The sequence below is a fragment of the Paenibacillus sabuli genome, assembly GCF_014705605.1.
GTDB lineage: Bacteria > Bacillota > Bacilli > Paenibacillales > Paenibacillaceae > Paenibacillus_D > Paenibacillus_D sabuli.
The window spans coordinates 148,318-168,805 of sequence record NZ_JACXIZ010000011.1 but is presented as its reverse complement, the minus strand read 5'-3'; the positions used below and the strand labels follow the sequence as shown (position 1 = coordinate 168,805).

The 20,488-nt window shown below is 61.2% G+C and carries 17 protein-coding genes and 1 pseudogene; 15 read left to right on the top strand and 3 right to left on the bottom strand.

Annotation, left to right across the window (positions count from 1 at the left end; translation table 11 throughout):
* Positions 1-104: 104 nt before the first annotated feature.
* From IDH44_RS05090 to IDH44_RS27105, 6 genes are all read left to right on the top strand, one after another.
* Complete coding sequence (locus IDH44_RS05090; RefSeq protein WP_190915326.1) at positions 105-1,433, top strand: FAD-dependent oxidoreductase; 1,329 nt, start codon at positions 105-107, stop codon at positions 1,431-1,433.
* A 286-nt stretch (positions 1,434-1,719) separates the two neighbouring features.
* Positions 1,720-2,631, top strand: a complete 912-nt coding sequence (locus tag IDH44_RS05085; protein ID WP_223869381.1) for an ABC transporter permease — start codon at positions 1,720-1,722, stop codon at positions 2,629-2,631.
* A gap of 13 nt (positions 2,632-2,644) precedes the next feature.
* Positions 2,645-3,523 (top strand): carbohydrate ABC transporter permease, encoded by an 879-nt coding sequence (locus IDH44_RS05080; RefSeq protein ID WP_190915324.1) that lies wholly within the window; start codon positions 2,645-2,647, stop codon positions 3,521-3,523.
* Positions 3,524-3,559: 36 nt separating this feature from the next.
* Positions 3,560-5,212, top strand: a complete 1,653-nt coding sequence (locus IDH44_RS05075; protein ID WP_190915322.1) for an extracellular solute-binding protein — start codon at positions 3,560-3,562, stop codon at positions 5,210-5,212.
* 158 nt (positions 5,213-5,370) lie between these two features.
* On the top strand, positions 5,371-8,169 hold the full coding sequence (locus tag IDH44_RS05070; RefSeq protein ID WP_190915320.1) for a hypothetical protein: 2,799 nt from the start codon (positions 5,371-5,373) through the stop codon (positions 8,167-8,169).
* Positions 8,170-8,361: 192 nt separating this feature from the next.
* Positions 8,362-8,778 (top strand): hypothetical protein, encoded by a 417-nt coding sequence (locus tag IDH44_RS27105; RefSeq protein ID WP_317890115.1) that lies wholly within the window; start codon positions 8,362-8,364, stop codon positions 8,776-8,778.
* Positions 8,779-8,879: 101 nt separating this feature from the next.
* On the opposite strand, the pseudogene IDH44_RS27100 reads toward IDH44_RS27105, so the two are convergent.
* The 3 genes and pseudogenes from IDH44_RS27100 to IDH44_RS05055 form a co-directional block, all read right to left on the bottom strand.
* Positions 8,880-9,011: pseudogene (locus IDH44_RS27100) on the bottom strand (PIN domain-containing protein); the annotation flags it as partial.
* A gap of 156 nt (positions 9,012-9,167) precedes the next feature.
* On the bottom strand, positions 9,168-9,449 hold the full coding sequence (locus IDH44_RS05060) for a hypothetical protein (RefSeq protein ID WP_223869380.1): 282 nt from the start codon (positions 9,447-9,449) through the stop codon (positions 9,168-9,170).
* 633 nt (positions 9,450-10,082) lie between these two features.
* On the bottom strand, positions 10,083-11,270 hold the full coding sequence (locus tag IDH44_RS05055; protein WP_223869379.1) for a M15 family metallopeptidase: 1,188 nt from the start codon (positions 11,268-11,270) through the stop codon (positions 10,083-10,085).
* 189 nt (positions 11,271-11,459) lie between these two features.
* Here IDH44_RS05055 and IDH44_RS05050 point away from each other — a divergent pair, with 189 nt between their 5' ends.
* The 9 genes from IDH44_RS05050 (at position 11,460) to IDH44_RS05010 (ending at position 20,441) form a co-directional block, all read left to right on the top strand.
* A complete protein-coding gene (locus IDH44_RS05050; RefSeq protein ID WP_190915318.1) occupies positions 11,460-12,527 on the top strand; it encodes an AI-2E family transporter in 1,068 nt (355 codons plus the stop codon).
* A 431-nt stretch (positions 12,528-12,958) separates the two neighbouring features.
* Positions 12,959-15,595, top strand: a complete 2,637-nt coding sequence (gene alaS / locus IDH44_RS05045) for an alanine--tRNA ligase (protein ID WP_190915316.1) — start codon at positions 12,959-12,961, stop codon at positions 15,593-15,595.
* Positions 15,596-15,638: 43 nt separating this feature from the next.
* Positions 15,639-15,902, top strand: a complete 264-nt coding sequence (locus IDH44_RS05040) for an IreB family regulatory phosphoprotein (protein ID WP_190915314.1) — start codon at positions 15,639-15,641, stop codon at positions 15,900-15,902.
* 30 nt (positions 15,903-15,932) lie between these two features.
* Positions 15,933-16,349: a Holliday junction resolvase RuvX gene (gene ruvX / locus IDH44_RS05035; protein ID WP_190915312.1), complete on the top strand. Its 417-nt coding sequence runs from the start codon at positions 15,933-15,935 to the stop codon at positions 16,347-16,349.
* A gap of 11 nt (positions 16,350-16,360) precedes the next feature.
* The gene (locus IDH44_RS05030; RefSeq protein WP_190915310.1) at positions 16,361-16,666 is read left to right on the top strand and encodes a DUF1292 domain-containing protein; all 306 of its coding nucleotides are present in this window, start codon (positions 16,361-16,363) and stop codon (positions 16,664-16,666) included.
* A gap of 24 nt (positions 16,667-16,690) precedes the next feature.
* A complete protein-coding gene (locus IDH44_RS05025) occupies positions 16,691-16,993 on the top strand; it encodes a DUF1292 domain-containing protein (protein WP_190915308.1) in 303 nt (100 codons plus the stop codon).
* A 133-nt stretch (positions 16,994-17,126) separates the two neighbouring features.
* Positions 17,127-18,209: an endolytic transglycosylase MltG gene (gene mltG, locus IDH44_RS05020; protein ID WP_223869378.1), complete on the top strand. Its 1,083-nt coding sequence runs from the start codon at positions 17,127-17,129 to the stop codon at positions 18,207-18,209.
* Positions 18,210-18,214: 5 nt separating this feature from the next.
* Positions 18,215-19,171 carry a peptidase U32 family protein gene (locus IDH44_RS05015; RefSeq protein WP_190915306.1) on the top strand — a complete coding sequence of 319 codons (957 nt, stop codon included), beginning with the start codon at positions 18,215-18,217 and terminating at the stop codon, positions 19,169-19,171.
* A gap of 13 nt (positions 19,172-19,184) precedes the next feature.
* Positions 19,185-20,441: a peptidase U32 family protein gene (locus tag IDH44_RS05010; protein ID WP_190915304.1), complete on the top strand. Its 1,257-nt coding sequence runs from the start codon at positions 19,185-19,187 to the stop codon at positions 20,439-20,441.
* Positions 20,442-20,488: the final 47 nt, after the last annotated feature.

Genomic DNA, 20,488 nt, shown 5'->3' with positions numbered 1-20,488 from the left:
GCAGTCAAGGAATCGCAAGCCTTTCCCCCCATAGCCCCGCTATACTGGAGCTATCCCGGCCCGCGCTAGACGCGAGCACATCTAACCAAGGAGAGGATAGCGAAATGCACACTTCACCCAACCCCCAGGAGACCCTCCATGAACAGGAGCGCGCGCTCGACGTCACGGCGCACTATGACGTCATCGTCTGCGGCGCCGGCCCGGCCGGCATCGCCGCAGCACTGGCCGCCGCACGCAGCGGGGCGCGTACTTGCCTGATCGAGCTGCACGGCTGCCTCGGCGGCATCTGGACAGCCGGGCAGCTCGCCTATATCATCGACGGCGCCAATAAGACGGGGCTATTGCCGGAGCTGCTGGCACGGCTGGAGCGGCACGATGCACGACAAGGCTTCGTCTGCGACGTGGAGGCGCTCAAGCTCGAGCTCGAAGCGATGTGCGCCGAGGCAGGCGTCACCGTGCGGCTCCATACCCGCGTCGCGGCGGCGCATTGCGATGCGGCCAAGCGGCTCACGCACATCGTGACCGAATCCAAGTCGGGCCGCGAGGCATGGCGAGCCGAGGTATTCGTCGATGCGACCGGCGACGGCGATCTCGCCGCCCAGGCCGGCTGCGGCTACAGCCTCGGTGAGGAGCACAGCGGGGCGATGCAGCCGATGAGCCTGATTGCGCTCGTCGCCGGCGTCGATCCCGAGGCGAGCCGGCCGTATACGCTCATCGAGCGCGCCTCGCGGCTGCGTCTGCTCGCCGATATCGAGCGCGGCGGCTATTCCCCCTCGTATCGCAGCCCGGGACTCTGGCATATCCGCGACGAACTGTACATGCTCATGGCCAATCACCAATATGGCCGTTCCGGATTGAATGCGGACGATCTGACCGCTGCGACGCTGCAGGCACGTCGTGAAGTGAATGAGGTCGTGGCGGCGCTGCGCGGGATCGGCGGCATCTGGGAGCGGCTGCGACTCGTCTCGACAGCCTCGCAGATCGGCGTGCGCGAGGGGCGCCGCATTCACGGCTTGTACACTGTGACCAAGGAAGACTTGCTCAGCGGCGTGCGGCATCCGGACGCCGTCTGCCGCGTCACGTTCAAGGTGGACGTCCATGCCCTGCACGGCGCCGGCTCCAAGAGCTTCGAATCGGCGAATCAGGAATATCGGGAGCGGGCGCAACCCTACGATATCCCGCTGCGGGCGCTGGTGGCACGCGACGTCGGCGGGCTCGTGCTGGCCGGTCGCTGCATTAGCGGCGACTTCCTGGCGCACTCGAGCTACCGCGTCACCGGCAACGCGGTGCAGACCGGACAGGCGGCCGGCGTGCTGGCGGCGACCTCGGCTGCGCAGGGCGTGCTGCCCGAGCGGACGGACTGGCCTGCGGTGAAGTCCGGGCTGGAGCGACTGCTGGCCGCTTCGACCGCATCCGCTGCCGCCGGCGGCTGAGTCGCGGCGACCCACACATGCAGAAAAAAGTAGTGATCGACGAAAAAATGCGCACGAGCGGCCGTTGCTTGGCCTCGGTTACCATTCCGGTACGGAACGGGCATGGTCTGCAGACGCAGCTTTGTGGCTGTGCATCACGCTTGCAACAATGAGTGATCGCGGAAAATATGAGGGCTGGCGCCGAGCGGCGCCGGCCCTTAGCATGGAAAGCGTAGGTACGGACGTCCGAAGCCGCGAAGTCGGTGCACGCTTCGCGCGATTGGCAAGGAAACGGAGGGTTAGCAGCATGAGAAAGGAGCATTGGCGCGCGCTGCGCCGCGATCAGGCGCTGTATTGGCTGATGCTGCCGGGCATTTTGTTTTATATTGTATTCAAGTATGTCCCGATGTACGGGGTGCTGATCAGCTTTCAGAACTATTCGATCGGCAAGGGCATCTGGGGAAGCGAGTGGGTCGGCTTCAAGCATTTCATCGATTTTTTCACGCGAACGCCGGACGCCTGGCAACTGATCCGCAACACGCTGCTTCTTAATGTATACGAGCTGCTGTTTGCATTTCCGGCGCCGATCCTGTTGGCGCTGCTGCTCAACGAGCTGCGGGTCGTGCTGTTCCGCCGCTTCATTCAGACGGTCAGCTACTTGCCGCACTTCCTGTCCACAGTCGTCATCGTCGGCATGGTGGTCAACTTCCTGTCCCCGTCCTCAGGCATCGTCAATCATGTGCTGGTCATGCTGGGGATCGAGCCGATCATGTTCATGGCCGAGCCGGGCTGGTTCCGTACGATCTATGTGGCCTCGGAGATCTGGCAGACGCTCGGCTGGGGCACGATCCTGTATCTGGCTGCCATCGCGGGCGTCGATCCGACGCTATACGAGGCGGCCCGAATGGATGGGGCGAACCGCTTCCAGCAGATCCGCCATATCACCTTCGTCGGCATGCTGCCGGTCGTGATCATCCTGCTCGTGCTCAATCTGGGCAAGATGATGGAGATCGGTTATCAGAAAATCATCCTGCTGTACAATCCGACGCTCTACGACACCGCCGATGTCATCAACACATTCGTCTACCGGCGCGGACTGATCAACGCGGACTTCAGCTTCGCCGCCGCGGTCGGACTGTTCCAGGCGGTCATCGGGTTCGTGCTGGTCGTCGCCGCCAACAAGCTGGCGCGCAAGACGGCGCACGGCAGTCTATGGTAGGAGGAGGCGCGCTGTGAAAATCAAAACAAGTATGGCCTCGCGCGTTTTCGACGCCTTCAATGTGACGCTGATGCTGATCCTGGCGGCTGTCATGTTGTATCCGATCGTCTACGTCGCCTCGGCCTCGATCAGCAATGTCGGCCTGGTCGTGAACGGTACGGTCAAGCTGTGGCCGCGGGACCTTACCTTCATCGCCTACGAGCGAGTCTTCGCCGATCCGTTCATCTGGCTGAGCTACGGCAATACGATTCGCTACACGGTGATCCAGACGGCGGCGACGCTGCTCGTGACCTCGATGATGGCGTATCCGCTGGCGAAGCGCCGCCTTCTGGGCAGGCGGACGATCCTGCTGTTCGCGGCGGCGACGATGCTGTTCAACGGCGGGCTGATCCCGACCTTCCTCGTCGTCAAGCAGCTCGGCCTGATCGACACGATCTGGGCGGTCATCGTGCCGACGCTGATCAATACGTGGTACCTGTTCATCATGCGGACGTTTTTCGAGCAGCTGCCGGAGGAGCTGGAGGAGGCGGCGCGCATCGACGGCTGCGGCGTGATGGGCACGCTGCTGCGCATTGTGATGCCGCTCTCGAAGCCGGTGCTGATGACGATCGGCTTGTTCACCGCGGTGACGCAATGGAATTCATTCTTTGACGCATTGATCTATCTGAATCAGAAGGAGCTCTATCCGCTGCAGATTCATCTGCGCAATATCGTGATCGCCGGCACGGCGGCCGCGCAATCGCAGGGCTCGGCGGGCGACGACGAGATCATGCTGCTGGAGACGGTCAAGTATTCGACGATCATGGTAGCAGCGTTGCCGATCCTGTGCGTATACCCGTTCATACAGAAATACTTCGTGCAGGGAACGATGATCGGCGGCATCAAGGGTTAGCAAGTAGAGCTTAAACCATCAAGGGGGACGATCGACATGAAAAAAATGAAAGCGGTCTATCAGAGCCGGACCCTGCGTCTGGTCGGGGGGGTGACGATGGCGGTCATGCTGGCCGCCTGCACCCAGAACGGCGGGGGGACGAACACGACGAGCAAGGAAGCTGTCGACGGCGGAAATTCGACGCCGCCTGCAAGCGCTATCGAATACGACCCGGCCCGCACCGGCGGCCTCGAGCTGCCGCTGTCGGCGGAGCCGATCACGTACAGCTTTTTTATCGCCGAGCGCGCCGACGCGGCGGTCAGCAGCGATTGGCCGATCTTCCGCGCGATGGCGGAGCGGACGGGCGTCGACATTCGCTTCGAGCCCGCGCCCGGCGCAGGCTTCGAGGAGAAGCGCATGCTGCTGCTCGCCACGCAGTCGGTGACCGACTTCTTCGGCTCGCTGACCGGCTCGCTGGCGCGCCAGTATGGCCCGGACGGGGTCTTCCTCGATCTCAAGCCGTACATGGACGAGGGACTGATGCCGAACATCAAGGCCTGGTACGAGAAGTACCCCGACGCCACGGTGGTCTCGACGGCAGCCGACGGCGGCATCTACAGCGTGCCGACGTTCTCGGAGGAGAATTACATCAGCTTCTCCTGGATGGCGCGCGGAGACGTCATGGACGAGCTCGGAATCGAGCAGCCCGGGAACACGGATGAATTCTACGACATGCTCAAGCAGATGAAGGCCGCTTATCCCGACGCATATCCATTCCTGCCGATCAGCACGGCTCCGATCGGACGCATCGGGCTGTACCGCGACTTCGCGCAGATGTTCACCGGCATCGACGGCATGCTCGGCTACGACCGCGAGGCGGACGAATATCGCTTTGCGGCGGAGGACGCGCGCTTCGTCGATATGCTCACCTACCTGCATCGGCTGTACGAGGAGGGGCTGATGGACCCGGAATTCGCGTTGCTGCAGTCCAATCAATTCGACGAGCGCATGCTGAGCGGCAAGTCGCTGGTGACCCATCACTTCAAGGGGCGGGTGTCGCAGTTCAATTCCAAGGCGAGACAGGCCGATGCCTCGACCGATTATCGGCTCGTGCCGATGGCGCCGTTCGCCGCCGAAGGGGTGAAGCCGTTCCAGTTCATCAAGCCGGTCGTCTTCGACGCCCAGAGTATCGCGCTGGCCGCCGATGTGAAGCAGCCGGAGATCGCTGTCCAATTCCTCGATTACCTGTATAGCGACGAGGGTACGGACTACACGAATTATGGCATCGCGGGCAAGAATTACGAGGTGAATGGCGGCGAGGTGCGCTATCTGGAGGAAGAGCCGGACCTGCTCGTGCCGAATCTGCGCAAGGAAGGCGTGCTCTACGACAGCATCCGGATGGCGGCCTTCGACAAGTCGCGGCAGGCGCGCGTCCTGTCGCCGGAGGATGCGGCGATCGACGAGCTGCAGCAGCCGTATATCGTCGATTCGGTGCCGCTGATGGTGGCGACGGAGGAGGAGGCCGAGCTGGAGAAGGAGAGGCTCGCCAATCTGACCAAGCATCTGGAGCAGAAGCTGACGGAATTCGTCATGGGCAAAACGGCGATCAACGACGAGTCGATCTCGCAATTCGTGCGCGAGGCGAATCAACTCGGCGCAGCGGAGCTGGTCGAGATGTATAATACGCAACTGGAGCGAGCAGGAGAGTAAGGCGTACCGCTTGAACCAGAGCAGGCTTGCCGGTGAGGAGGTATGATAGGCAGGCCTGCTCTGTAAGGGCATGGCCCTCGGAGCCGCAAACAGGCTTCAAAACGCAGATAAGCAGGATACACGGTCTACCATGTATAAATTGAGGAGGCGAATGATAGATGCGAAGACAACTCAGTACTTGGCTGGCCGCGCTGATGGTGATCGGCTGCTGGCCCTGGACGGGATTGCCTGCGCTCCCCGGGGAGCGCGCTTCGGCGGAGCCGACCGTCGCGGAGGAGACGTATTACCCGCTGCAGCAAACGGTCGTGAACCGGCTGCTGCCCGGCCTGATCGGCGGCGTGGGTATGCTGGCCAAGTACGATGACGAGGGGCCGGAGAGCGTCCGAATTCGGCGCACGACGACGCCCGCAAGCACGGAGCCCTTCGCGCCGATTACGCTGGCGCGCGTGTTCGGCCCGGATGGCGAACTGCTCGCGGTGGAGGAGCTGACCGACCAGTCGGCCGGTACGACGGAGACGATCATCGCGCTGCCGCCGGGCGGCGAGCCGGGCATCTACCGCGTGTCGCTCTCGGGCGGCCGCTCCGGCGACGTGCTGGAGATCGGCCTGCCGGATACGCCGATCTGGGGCGTGCGCGGCGAGATGGCGCTCTCGCTCGGGAGTACGCTGCCCTCGCCGGCGTACGTGTACTTGCCGCGCACGACCGAGGCAGTCGTGCTGGAGGCGCTGGGCGGCGCCACGGTCGAGCTGTTCGACGCGCTCGGTCAGTCGCTCGGCTCGCCCGCGGCGTCCGGGAGCCGGCGCCTGCTGACGGTAGAGCCCGCGGCCGCGGACGAGGTGTGGCGGCTGGAGCTGAACGCGCCGCGCAAGGGCGCCATCGTCTTCGACGGCGTGCCGGGTCTGCTCACGCCGTCTCCGGCGGCGGCGCTGGCGCTCAAGGGCGGGACGGCGGAGGCCGACGGCCTGCTCGTCGCCGGTCCGCTGCAGGCGCGGGTGCGCGAGGCGATGGTGGACCTGGCTACCGAACCGCTAGCGGTCAACCTGGACTTTTTTGACGAGGTGCCGGACGACCTGGAGCATCCAATTTTGGAAGCGCTACATTACGGCAAGTACGGGTTCATCATGGGCTCGGCTTCGCCGCTCAGCCGGCAGGTGCTCGATCCGAGCAATCCGTATTACGGTGCGATCACGCCTTGGGACCCGGACAATCCAGGGCAGCCGCGTCCCTTGCCGCCGACATGGGAGAGCTCCCTGTATCCCAAGATCTTCTCCACCTGGGACCCTCTCAATATGGCGGCGGCCGTCTCGATTCCGGGCGAGCTGAATCCGGCCTATGATCACGAGGGCTTGCGCAATCGGGCCACGCTGGGCGCGTTGCATCGGCTCGTCATGATGCAGGGCGACGACTATATTCGCGAGAACGACCTGCGCAGCACGGCCAATCCGTTGACGCACGCGTTCTTCGCCTACTATACGGTTGCGCATACCTACTACCTGTTGCACGACAGCCTGGACCCGGCGGTGGATGCGGTATTCCGCGAGGCGCTGATCGCAGCGGGCGATCGGATGGGCGATTACAAGGGGTACCAGAGCAACCAGTGGCTGCATACGATCGAAGGGCATCTGTTCACGTACATGGCGACCGGCGAGCCACGCTTCCTCGGCTACTTCGAGCGGATGATCACGTCCTATGTCGACGGCACGCACGGCGCCGCCTCCAAGTTCGGCCAGCATCCGGCAGGCTATTATCTGGAGGAGTACGGGGCGGACGGTCACTACGGCGCGATGAACGATACGATGATGCTCAGCATCTACTATCGCTACCGCGAGCTGCCCGGCGCCGACCCGGTGCTGACCGCCAAGCTGTACGATTCGATCGAGCGGGCGCTGGAGTTCCAGCAATACTACTGGCTGCCACAGCCGTCGGGCACGGCCAACAACAGCGCCATGGCGCCATCGGCGATGAGTACGCGCACCCAATCGCGGCTGGGCATCGCCTCGTATCCGGGCATGTACATGGCGCACCCGGACTTCCCGCTCGGGCGGGCGAAGTACGAGATGATCAACGATCCGCTCACCGGACCGGGCGACGCGATGACCTTCGCCCATCTGATCAACAACGACGATTGGGCGCTGCGCCTGCTGGAGTGGGCGCTGCCGCTGGAGGACCAGCAGTTCGCCGAGAGCAACACGAGCGGCGGCTGGATCAGCAATCTGTACCATATCTATTCGCAGTCGCAGCAGGCCCAAGCGGCGACGCTGCCGGTCTATGAGCAAGAGGGCACCTGGACGCTGCCCGGGCACGTCGCCTGGAAGCGGGGCGGGCTGTACGGCGTCGTCTTCTACGAGGTGGAGGGCGCGTCCAGCATCCGTCCGCAGTCCAAGGTGGGCGGCGGCCCGTCGGCATTCTGGAGCGAGGGTACCGGGGCTGCGCTGCTGTCCACCAAAAACCGCAAGAGCGGCACGGTGACGACGCCGGCGGATATGACGCATTCGGCGATCTACGGCGAGCTCACTGGCGGCGCCATGTTCCACACCGGACGCGAGCGCTCGACCTTCCACTGGATCGTCCAGGACGAGATCTTCGAGATTCGCAGCACGCTGACCAGCCCGGCCGGCACGCTCGTCTGGCGCTATGCGCTCGGCGACGAGCAGACGGACGTGACGGTGACGCTGGACAGCCCGGACGTCGCGGAGGCGTATCTCAATCTGCCGCTGTTCATGCGCGAGCCGGACGCGGAGATCGTCGGGCCGGCGAACGGCCAGGCCGCCTTCGTGTTGGACGATCACGCCATTGTGTTTGAGTGGCCGACTACGGTGAATGCATCGCTGCGAGCGCCGATCGACACGTTCGCAGGCGACATCGAGCCGCTGACGCTCGCCATTCCGTCCGACGGGACGTCGATCACGTTCAGCGTCTATGCCGCTGACGCCTGCGAGCTGACCTTTGTAGAGTAGGGCATGGAGAGCATGGAGGAATAAGTAAGCCAGAGGCGATTGGTCGATCAAGGTACCGGCTTGTTGCTAAGGGGAACAGATTCGATCATTCATAGAGAAAGCCCAAAAAAGCGCGATCGCTTTTATGGGTTTTCTTTTTTTGATCCAAATTAAATGAAATTTAGCATTGATTAATACCCATATTCGGCAACGGTGGCCGGCAGCACCTATGATGCCGCTCCCCAAAGCAGCGTAACAAAAAGCGTATACGGCATGTTGTCCGTTGACCAGTTATTGTGGAAACTCGACACCATGCTTGCAGAAGATCAAACCTATGAGAAACAACGGTATATCGTTCGCTTGCATGCTGCCACTGATATGAGTGAGCAAGCCGGCATGAATCGAAGTACATATCGCGCAGAGCCGCTGGACAGATTACGCGCACTCGCGCTAGATCTGGCCCCGGAACAAGTGAACATGCTGCTCCAGCAGAAGCTCGTCGCTTCGGTAGAACCGGATCGACCGATTGAAATCTCCGAATCGAACAAGGAGCCAATCGTCGATGCCGACATCAAAGAAAATTCCCAAACCATTCCATGGGGCATCCATTCAATATTGATCTCTGCGTAAACCTGAAGTGATTCGAACAATACTGCATAATCATGAGTGGAGATATTTTTGTAGCTGATTAAACCTTGTAGTACCGAGCAAATTTTTGTACGCTCGACTTGATAGACTTTTTCAAGCACATACACAACTTCTGCGAGAACTTCATTTGGGATATAAATCACGAAGCGTTCCATCTTTTCAGTGGCTTGTTCGATGAACGGTTCGGCATCCTGTAGAAGATACCTTAGGATAATATTTGCATCAAGCTCCTGGAGGAAAACAGATGTTTTTATTTGGACGACTCAATTAAGCATGATTCTCGTCCATCAACGCCTCATACATAACGTGACATAGGATTGGCGACCGATTATCCAGGTTTTCGCTATTTATTTCCGCTGGAATGCCCCCGATTATTCAAGGCTTGGACGAAAAAATCCGTCGGCAGCAGCAGCCCCAGGCTGGCCTCGATCAGCGCGAAAAAACGCGCGTTTCCAACCGGTACCAGATCGCCGTATCGAAAGAATGGTGACACCGCTAAAGTACAAATACGTCCAAAAGCTGTCTTGTGCCGGATCGCCCGTATGGTCAGCTACACGCAGTACAACTTGATTGAACGCCAACACATAATAGATGACTGCGAAGCTCAATGTGATGCTGGTTAAAACAAAAAAGAGCTTGTAAAATAGCGCCATGTTGACGTAGCTTTTTTTGTGCTGATGGCTGGTGAAAAAGTAGATCAAGGTGCCGATGATATACAGCCTGTCAATCCGACAAGTCCATTGGTTAAAATAGGATCGCCTCCAATCTTACAATTTGGCCAAGCCTTCAATATGGAGTAGCCTGATTGAATTGCAACGTTCCGCCCCTTCCTTCATCTACCCGCAATGAACCTAACGGTTGCCACAGCGGCTAATAGGCCTAAAATAACGCCGATCAAATTGTAACGGTTGTCACAGGTCTTAATATCGTGAAATCACTAAAAAAGAGACGATTGGGACCAAATAAGCGCTACAGCAACCGTTAGCCTAAAAAACGCCTGAAATGGATCGAAATAAGCGCTGCGGCAACCGTTAGCCTGCAATAGTCGGCTAGCCCTAGCTCAGCAGCGTCCGTTCGCTCATCCGTTCGCTCAAAGGACGGGGAGGTTCAGATGAACAATTGGCACGCATTTCGACGGTGCCCAATGCTGGAACCAAAAAGCTTTCTTTTTATATACCCGCCTCGCCCAAATCAAAAAAGGCAGCTGCCCGATCGAGAATCGGGACGGCTGCCTTCCCACCGGCGAGCCGCTATTGGCGGCGGATGGAGTGCAGGAGCGCAGCCTGTCACTGCCCGCCCGCCGATACCGGCACCGCGTCGTAGTACTCCTCGAGTGTGATGCCGCGCTCCGCGACCTCGGCCGCGATCGACTCGCCGACGTAGCGCACATGCCACGGCTCGTACTTGTAGCCGGTGATCGCCTGCTCGTCCTCGCCATAGCGCACGATGAAGCCATATGCATCGGCATGCTCGGCGATCCACTCCGCTTCCGGCGTGCCCGCGAAGCAGCTCGAGGCGGCGCAGGCGCCGTCGGTTCCGGAGATGTCCATCGCCAGCCCGCTCTGATGCTCGCTCGTGCCCGGCTCCGCGCTGTACGTGCGTGCCGCCGCTTCGCCGTCGCGCTCCACATACGCGTCGAACAGCTCCTGCTGTCGCGCGTACGAGCGATAGCCCGAGACGCCGGCCAGCGCCACGCCGTCATCCTTCGCAGCAGCGAACATGCGCTCCAGCGCCGCCGCCGCATCCTTGCGCAGCATGCGCTTGTCGATGTATTCGCCGAAGATGAACGGCACGTCGGGATAGACGAGGTCGTCCGGCGCGTAGTCGGCGGGCAGCTTGTTGTGCTTGTTGATCAGCGCATCCGGCGCCGACGGCTCGGCGATGGCCTCCACGCTGTCCCCGGTATTGTAGGCGGGACGTTCCTCGTCCTTGCCATCGCCCGCATTGGACGCTACGCCCGCTTCCCCCTGGCCAGGATTGCCCGAATTTGAATTCGACTCCGACCCAGCCTCTGACTCTGGCTTGTCCGGCTCTGCGTCTGCCGCGGATCCTTCCGAGCTCTCACTGGCGGGGGCCTCTTCATTCGCCTCGTCCTGGCCGTCCGCTGCCGCCTCGTCTCCGACCTGCCCGCCTTGCGGATCGTCCGCATCGGGATCGGCTTGTTCCATAGGCTCGTCAGTTGCCACATCAGGCTCGTCAGTTGCGCCGCCAGGTACGTCAGTTGGCCCGTCGGGTTCACCAGTGGCAGCGTCATCGGCACCGTCGGCTTCATCCTGCGCCTGGTTGTCGTCCCGGCTCTGCTCGTCCGAATCGTGATGGGCCTGGGCGTGACCAGGCTCTCCGTTCGGGGCAGCATCCGGGGCAGCGGTGTCGGCCACTTCCTCGTGCTGCCCGGCGTGCGACGGCAGATGGGCCGCGCCGATCCCGCCAATTACCAGTATGATGATTGCCAGTGTGGCCAAGAAGGTTCTCATGTCGCTCACTCCTGCCGGTCTTTGTCTTAGGGTATCAGATTAACAGCCGGTTGTTTCGCATGTATGGCCTATTGTTTCGAAATTGTAACGTTTGTGCCGCGCTGTCAGACAAGTATGGCGTTCAGTCAGACAAGCAAGGATGTTTTGTCCGCTCCGGGCATATACTGTTTACGGAAGGGAGCGCGTGCCATGGACAAATTTACAAGCCGCAAGCCGTTTGCCGTATTGGTCTATACGATACTTGGCCTGCTCGCGCTGTATTTGCTGCTGCTCGTCAAGCCGATTATTGTGCATGTCTATGATTTTTTGAAGGCGGTGCTTGCGCCGTTTGCGATTGCCATGATTATTTCGTATGTGCTGCACCCCGTCGTCAACATTCTGGCGAGCCGTCGCGTGCCGCGGGCGATTGCGGTGCTGCTGATTTATGCCGTGTTTTGCGGCGCGGTAACCGTACTGCTGATGAATATGATTCCTATGTTTATTACCCAGATCGAGGAACTTAACAAGCACGCCCCGGAGCTGACGATGCGCGCGCAGAATCTCGTCAACGACTTCAACAACTCGTTTTTGCCCGAGAGCGTCCGCACCGCGATCAGCCATGCGCTGCAGGCGTTGGAGAAGCGGGTCAGCACGGCGGCGGTGTCGTTTTTGAACAACATCGGCGCGATGCTGAGCGTGGTGTTCATCGCGTTTATTATTCCGTTTTTGGCCTTCTATATTTTGAAGGACTTCGAATTGTTCGAGCGGGCGGTCATCGCCTACGTGCCGCGCTCCCATCGCAAGAGCGCGGTGCGGCTGCTCAAGGACATCGACGAAGCGCTCGGCAATTACATTCGCGGCCAGTTCCTGGTCTGTCTTATCGTCGGCATCCTCGCCTATCTCGGCTATTGGATCATCGGCATGCCGTATGCGCTGCTGCTGGCGTCGCTGGTGGCGGTATTCAATATCATTCCGTACCTGGGACCGTTTTTCGGCGCGGCGCCGGCGCTGCTCATGGCGTCGACGGTGTCGCCGAAAATGATGATACTCGTCATCGTCGTCAATACGGCTTGCCAGATTCTCGAAGGCAATGTGATCTCGCCGCAGGTCGTCGGCCGCACGCTGCACATGCACCCGCTGGTCATCATTTTTGCGCTGCTCGTCGGCGGCCAGGTGGCCGGCATCGTCGGCATGATTTTGGCCGTGCCGATCTTCGCCGCGCTCAAGGTCGTATTGCAGCATGTATTCGCCTACTATGTAAGGCGCAAGACCATTTGACACCGGTCGACCTCTGACGCTATACTGTGGCTATATGCATGCATAGCAAGCAAAGCTGTGACGGAACAGGAGTAAGCCGCAGCACCGCCGATCAGAGATTGCGCCTCGTCCGGAGAGCCCCTAATGGGCGGCAGGGACGGCTGAGAGGGCGCGGGGGCGAAGGGCGGCCGAACGCTGGTTCCGGAGCGCGGATGCCAAGTCCGCCGGGAGGACCCGTTACCGTCCGCCAGAGGCGATTGCGCCGCCGCCCGCAGTTCGGAAAGCGGCCATTAACCAGGGTGGTACCGCGAAATGCTTCGATTTCGTCCCTGCACATTGCAGGGGCGTTTTTTGCGTCTTGGCCGGCACGCAGCCGCGACAAGCGGTGCGCGGAACAGGACAACCGGAGCGCCGAACGCGTCTCCGGCACATTCAAAAAGGGGAAGATGAACATGAAAGCAAGTGAAATTCGCGCCAAATGGCTCGCTTTTTTCGAGAGCAAGGGTCACGCCATCGAGCCGAGCGCGCCGCTCGTGCCGCACAATGATCCCTCGCTGCTGTGGATCAACGCCGGGATGGCGCCGCTCAAGGCCTACTTCGACGGCCGCGTCGCGCCGGACAACCCGCGCATCGCCAATTCCCAGAAGTGCATTCGGACGAACGACATCGAAAACGTCGGCAAAACGCGCCGGCACCATACGTTTTTCGAAATGCTCGGCAATTTCTCGATCGGCGATTATTTCAAGGAAGAAGCCATCGTCTGGGCATGGGAGTTCCTGACCGATCCGCAGTGGATCGGCTTCGACCCGGAGCGCCTGCACGTCACGGTCTATCCCGACGATACGGAGGCGTTCGATTACTGGAACAAGAAGGTCGGGCTGCCGGAGGAGCGCATCGTCAAGCTGGAGGACAATTTCTGGGACATCGGCGAGGGCCCGTGCGGCCCGTGCACCGAGATATTTTATGACCGGGGCGATCAATACGGCGACCTGAGCGATCCGGAGTGCTACGCCGGCGGCGAGAACGAGCGCTTCCTCGAGGTATGGAATCTCGTGTTCTCGCAATTCAATCACAACAAGGACGGCTCGCGCACGCCGCTGCCGAACAAAAACATCGATACCGGCGCCGGCCTGGAGCGCTTCGCGTCGATCCTGCAAAACGTCGACTCCAACTTCGACACTGATCTGTTCCAGCCGATCATCAAGCGCACCTGCGACCTCGCAGGCGTCACCTACGGCGCCGACGCCGCGCAGGACGTAGCGCTCAAGGTCATCGCCGACCATATCCGCACCGTGGTCTTCTCCGTCGGCGACGGCGTGCTGCCGTCCAACGAGGGCCGCGGCTACGTCATTCGCCGCCTGCTGCGCCGCGCCGTGCGCTACGGCAAGACGCTCGGCGTCGACCGGCCGTTCCTGTACGAGCTGACCGCCGTCGTCGGCGAAGTGATGGGGGTCTACTACAGCGAGGTGGTCGACAAGCAGGAATTCATCGCGCGCATCATCCGCATGGAGGAGGAGCGCTTCCACGAGACGCTTTCCGACGGCCTGGCCATGCTGGGCGAGCTGGCCCGCGAGGCTGCTGCCGTCGGCAAGACCGAGATCGGCGGCGCCAGCGCGTTCAAGCTGTACGACACCTATGGCTTCCCGCTCGATCTGACCGAGGATTACGCCTTGGAGCAGGGCCTGACGGTCGACCGCGCCGGCTTCGACGCGGCGATGGAGGAGCAGCGGGCGCGCGCGCGGGCTGCGCGTCAGGACGGAGGCAGCATGAAGGTGCAGGGCGGGCCGCTCGCCGAGCTGGCGGTTAAAAGCACCTTCGTTGGTTATAATGAGCTGGTGACGGAAGCCAAGATTGCCGCGATTATCCACGAGGATCAGATCGTCGACATCGTCGGCGAAGGCGCGCACTGCCTCGTCGTGCTCGACCGCACGCCGTTCTACGCCGAGAGCGGCGGACAGGTCAGCGACCGCGGCGCGCTGAGCGGCGAAGGCGGCGTGCGGGCCGCGGTCGAGGACGTCAGCAAGGCGCCGCAAGGCCAGCACGTGCATCAGGTCACGGTGCAGGCAGGCAGCCTGCGCACCGGCGACCGGGTGCGGGCCGAGGTGTTGCGCGGCGCGCGCGAGGACATCGTGCGCAACCATACGGCGACGCATCTGCTGCACAAGGCGCTCAAGGAGGTGCTCGGCGAGCATGTCAATCAGGCCGGGTCGCTCGTAGAGGCCGAGCGGCTGCGCTTCGACTTCTCCCACTTCGGGTCCGTGACCGCCGAGGAGCTGGAGACGATCGAGCGCAAGGTCAACGAGCAGATCTGGATCGGTACGCCGGTGGCGATCGAATCCAAGCCGATCGCTGAAGCGAAGGCAATGGGCGCGATGGCGCTGTTCGGCGAGAAATACGGCGACGTCGTGCGCGTCGTGCAGGTCGGCGATTACAGCATCGAGCTGTGCGGCGGCTGCCACGTCGGCAACACCGCCCAGATCGGACTGTTCCGCCTGCTCGGCGAATCGGGCATCGGCTCGGGCGTGCGCCGCATCGAAGCGGTGACCGGGCGCCACGCCTACGCGCACATGGATGCGCAGCTGCAGACGCTCCGCGCAGCGGCGGAGCTGCTCAAGACGTCCGTGGGCGAGGTGCCGCGCCGCATCGAAGGGCTCGGCGCGCAGCTGCGCGAGCTGGCGCGCGATAACGAGTCGCTGCAGGCGAAGCTGAGCCGCATCGAGGCCGGCGAGCTGTCCGGCGCGGCCAAGGAGGTCGGCGGCGTCACGCTGCTGGCGCGCCAGGTCGATGCCGGCGGGATGGACGCGCTGCGCGGCATGGCCGACGAGCTCAAGGCCAAGCTGGAATCGGCAATTATCGTGCTCGGCGCCGTGCAGGAGGGCAAGGTCAACCTGATCGTCAGCGTGTCGCCGGATCTGGTCAAGCGCGGCTTCCACGCCGGCAAGCTGATCAAGGAGCTGGCCGCTCGCTGCGGCGGCGGCGGCGGCGGCCGTCCGGATATGGCCCAGGCCGGCGGCAAGCAGCCGGAAAAGCTGGCGGAGGCGCTAAACCTTGCGGAAGAACTGGTTCAAAGCCACCAAAATGTGATATGATAGAAGCAGGTAACTGCTTTACGTCGAAAGTGAGGTGCTGGCGATGAGTTCCATGGATAAGACGATGAAGTTCGATGTGAACCCGGATGAGCTGAAGACCTCCTCGGAGGAAATTCTGCTGAAGGTGTACGACGCGCTGAAGGAGAAGGATTACAATCCGATCAATCAGATTGTCGGCTATCTGCTGTCCGGAGATCCGGCCTACATCCCGCGCCACAACAACGCCAGGAGTCTGATCCGCAAAAAAGAACGCGACGAGCTGATCGAGGAGCTCGTACGCAGCTATCTCAGTCAGCACAGAACCTAGCATACAAGCGGAAATGAGGACGGACCAGGCATGCGAATCATGGGACTGGATTACGGCGACCGCAGAATTGGCGTGGCAGTCAGCGACGAGCTGGGATGGACCGCCCAAGGCGTCGGCGTCGTCGAGACGTCGCGCAGCGGTCGCGAGTTCGACCGGCTGGCTGATCTGGCCCGAGAGCACGAAGCCACCGAAATCGTTGTTGGCCTGCCGAAAAATATGAATGGCACGGTGGGCCCGCGTGGCGAAATTTGCATCGCCTTCGCGCAGACGTTGCGCGAAAAATTACAATTGCCCGTTCACCTTTGGGATGAACGGCTGACGACCGTGTCCGCCGAGCGCACGCTGCTCGAAGCGGATGTCAGCCGCAAGAAAAGAAAGCTGGTCATTGACAAAATGGCGGCTGCGCTCATTTTGCAAAATTACCTGGACGCAAAATCAAAAAGGTGAGGGTGACGACGATGACAAATGACGACATGCAGTTCGAAGAGCCGGAAATCATTTATATTCCGGATGAGGAAGGCAACGAGGAAGAATTCGAAGTCATCATGAAATTCGAAGTGGACGAGTCCGATCAGAAATACATGATGGTCGTGCCGCTCAATGTGGAGGAAGTCGAAGACGAAGACGCCGACGAGGTCTATGCCTTCCGCTATGAGGAGGACGGCGACGATCTGAAGCTGTATACGATCGACGACGAGGAAGAGTGGAATATGGTGGAGGAGACCTTCAACACCCTGCTCGGCGAAATGGACCACGAAGACTGAGCAGCAGGCAAGGAGGCGGGCAAAATGCACCAGGCCGTCAAGCGCATTCGCGTTTTGGCCGAGCAATACGGCAAGGAAGTCCTGCTCGTCGACGAGCAGGGCGCCGAGGAAGCGTACCGGATCGCGGCTGAATTCGAGTACGAGGGAACGGCCTATGCCGGCCTGCAGACAAAAGCGATGCGCAAAGCCGATGAAATCGCGTTTTTTCGAATCGGCCGTTCGCCCGAAGGACAGCCGGAGCTGCTGCCGCTGGCGAGTGACGACGAATGGGAAAACGTGTCCGAGGCCTACGACGATCTGGTCTTCGGCGGCGAGGATACGCCGTAGCCGGCGGCATGCGGCTGCGCCGGGAAAGAGCAACCTTATAGAGGACTTGCGCAAAAGGGCGGTGCCTTACCGCCCTTTTGCGGCGCAGTGGGATGTCACGGATAATCTTCAGAGTTGAAAGGTTGGTTGCAGCTTGGGCAAACCGGTAAGCAAGGCCAGAATTACGCTATATGTCATTACATCGCTGCTCGGCATCATGGCGCTAGCGGTGGGCGGCGCGGCATTTTATGTATGGAACGGCTTGCGTCCGGCGCCGGCCGGACCGCCTGTCACCTTCGAGATCGCTTCGGGAACGTCGCCGTATCGCGTAGCGGATCATCTGGAGCGCGAGGGCATTATTCGCAATGCTTTTTTATTCAAGTACTATGTTCGACTCACTGAAGAGGGCGCCCGTTTCCAAGCGGGCACCTACGAGCTGGCTCCGGGTATGGGGCGCGACGCCATCATTGCCAAGCTGAACAGCGGCGATACCATTGCGCCGAATACAGTGCGCTTTACGATTCCCGAGGGCTTTACCGTGACGCAGATCGCGGACAAGCTGGCGGCGGAGGGTGTCGTGGACCGCGCGAAATTTGTCGAGCTGGCCAATAATCCGACGCTGCTGGCGCACTCGGAATCCGCGCTCAAAATTCCGAAGGACGAGGCGAACCTTCAATTTTTGCTCGAGGGCTATCTGTTCCCCGAAACCTACGAGATCGAGGTGGACAGCACGGTACAGGACGTCATCGTCCGTATGCTGCACGAGCTCGACCGCAAGCTGGAGCAGCTGCCGGAAGGGTGGGGCGATACGCTGGCGGAGCGGGGGCTGTCGTTCCACGAGATGATGACGATCGCATCGCTGATCGAGCGCGAGGTCGTCGTCGACGAGGAGCGCGCGCTCGTCTCGGGCGTGATCCGCAATCGGCTGGACGACAACATGCCGCTGCAGATCGACGCGTCGGTGCAGTATGCGCTGGAGACGCCCAAGGAGCGGCTGCTGGAAGCGGATCTCGAGGTCGACAGCCCATACAATACGTATCAAGTCCAAGGGCTGCCGCCCGGGCCGATCGCAAGTCCCAGCTATGCTTCGATTGAAGCGGCGATCTACCCCGAGGCGACGGATTACCTGTTCTATGTGACCAAAAAGGACGGCTCGCAAACGCATCTGTTCGCCGAGACCTACAACGGGCATCTGCGCAACATCGAGGAGAGCAACCGCAATACGGGAGGAGAGTGAAAGCCGTGAGTACGCATACTGGCGCCTATCGTCCCGAGCTGCTGGCGACAGCGGGCTCGCTGGCGGAGCTGGAGCGGCTGATCGACGCCGGCGCCGACGCCTTCGTGCTCGGTGAGCCGCGCTATGCGATGCGCCTGCCGGGCGCGTTCGATCCGCAGGCGATGGCCGATGCATGCCGGCTGGCACATGCGCGCGGCGTGCGCATCTATGCCGCCGTCAACAACCTGATCGACAACAAGGCGGCCGATGCGCTCGATGCGTACATCAGCGGTGTGGCCAGAGCCGGCGTCGACGCGATCGTCTTCGGCGATCCGGCTGTGCTCGTCCAGGCGAAGGCGCAGGCGCCGCAGCTGGCGCTGCACTGGAGCGCCGAGATGACGTCGACCAATTATGCGACTGCGGACTTCTGGGGCAGACGTGGGGCGACACGCGTCGTGGCGGCGCGCGAGCTCAATATGGAGGAACTGCTGGAGCTGAAGCGCAAGAGCGCGCTGCAGGTCGAGGTGCAAGTGCACGGCATGACCAACATCTATCATTCCAAGCGCAGCCTGCTGAGCAGCTATGCCGATTACCGCAGCCGAGCCGGACACGGCGCGGCGCAGCTGGAGACCGGCAGCGAGCGCGGGCTATATCTGATCGAGCCGGAGCGGCCGGAGGAGCGCTTCCCGATCTATGAGGACGCCGGAGGCACGCATATTATGAGCGCGGACGATATCTGTCTGCTGGAATGCCTCGACGAGCTGCTGGAAGGCGGCATCGATAGCTTCAAGATCGACGGATTGCTCCACTCCGAAGCCTACAACGAAGCGGTCGTCAGGGCGTACCGCACGGCGATCGACGCCTACTGCGCTGATCCGGCCGCCTATCGCTTCGACGAGTCGCTGCTCGATGGCATCCGGGCGCTTCAGGACCCGGGGCGCGAGCTGAGCTTCGGCTTCATGTTCAAGGAACAAGTCTACTAGAGGAGGGATCGACGTGGCCACACAAGCCAAGACGCGTCCGCAGGGCAAGCGGCATCGGCTGGAGAGACCGGAGCTGCTGGCGCCGGCGGGCAACCTGGAGAAGCTGAGGTTCGCCGTCCACTACGGGGCGGACGCCGTCTATATCGGCGGCCAAAAATACGGACTGCGATCCAATGCCGACAACTTCACCTTCGAAGAAATGGAAGAAGGGGTGCGATTCGCGGCGCAATACGGCGCAAAGGTATTCGTGGCGACGAATATTTATGCGCATAATGAGGATCTGGACGGCCTGGAGACGTATCTTCGCCGACTGGAGCAAGCGGGCGTGGCGGCGATCATCGCGGCCGACCCGATCATCGTCGAGACGGCGATGCGCGTCGCGCCCAAGCTGGAGGTGCATCTGAGTACCCAGCAATCGACCTTGAATTGGCAAGCGGTGCAATTCTGGAAGGAGGAGGGCCTTCCCCGGGTTGTGCTGGCGAGAGAGACCTCAATCGAGGAAATTGCGGAGATCAAGGCGCATGTCGATATCGAGATCGAGCAGTTCATTCACGGCGCCATGTGCTCTTCCTATTCCGGACGCTGCGTACTCTCGAATCACTTTACCGATCGGGACTCGAATCGCGGCGGTTGCTGCCAGTCGTGCCGCTGGAAGTACGATCTGTTCGTGGAGGACGAGCCGCTCGGACAGCAGGAGCAGGACAAGTTCACGATGGGCTCGAAGGATCTGTGCATGATCGAGCATCTGCCCGCCCTGATCGAAGCCGGGGTGGACAGCTTCAAGATTGAGGGACGGATGAAAAGCCTGCATTACGTCGCGACCGTTGTCAATGCCTACCGCCAGGCCATTGACGCGTACTTCGAAGATCCGCAGGGCTACCGGGTCAAGCCGGAATGGCTCGACGAGATCAACAAGGCCGCCAATCGGCCGTTGAATTCCGGATTTTTCTTTGGCACGCCGGGCGCAGGCGAGCATATATACGAGCCCGAGGAAAAGGCGGCGCCCTACGATTTTGCCGGCGTCGTACTCGATTATGACGAAGTTGCTTGTATCGCCACGATCCAGCAGCGTAATCATTTCAAGCCCGGCCAAGAGGTTGAGTTTTTCGGACCGGGCGGCACGTTTTTCAGACAGCCGGTAGGGGAGCTGCTCGACGAGGAAGGGCAGCAGCTCGACGCGGCCAGGCATCCGCTGCAGCACGTGCGCATGCGGACCGAACAACCGGTCAAGGCGATGGACATGATGCGCAAGCGCATCGGCGGGCGATGACGCTGCGCTGTTCCCTTTGTTCGAAATTGTCGAACAAAGGGTTTTTT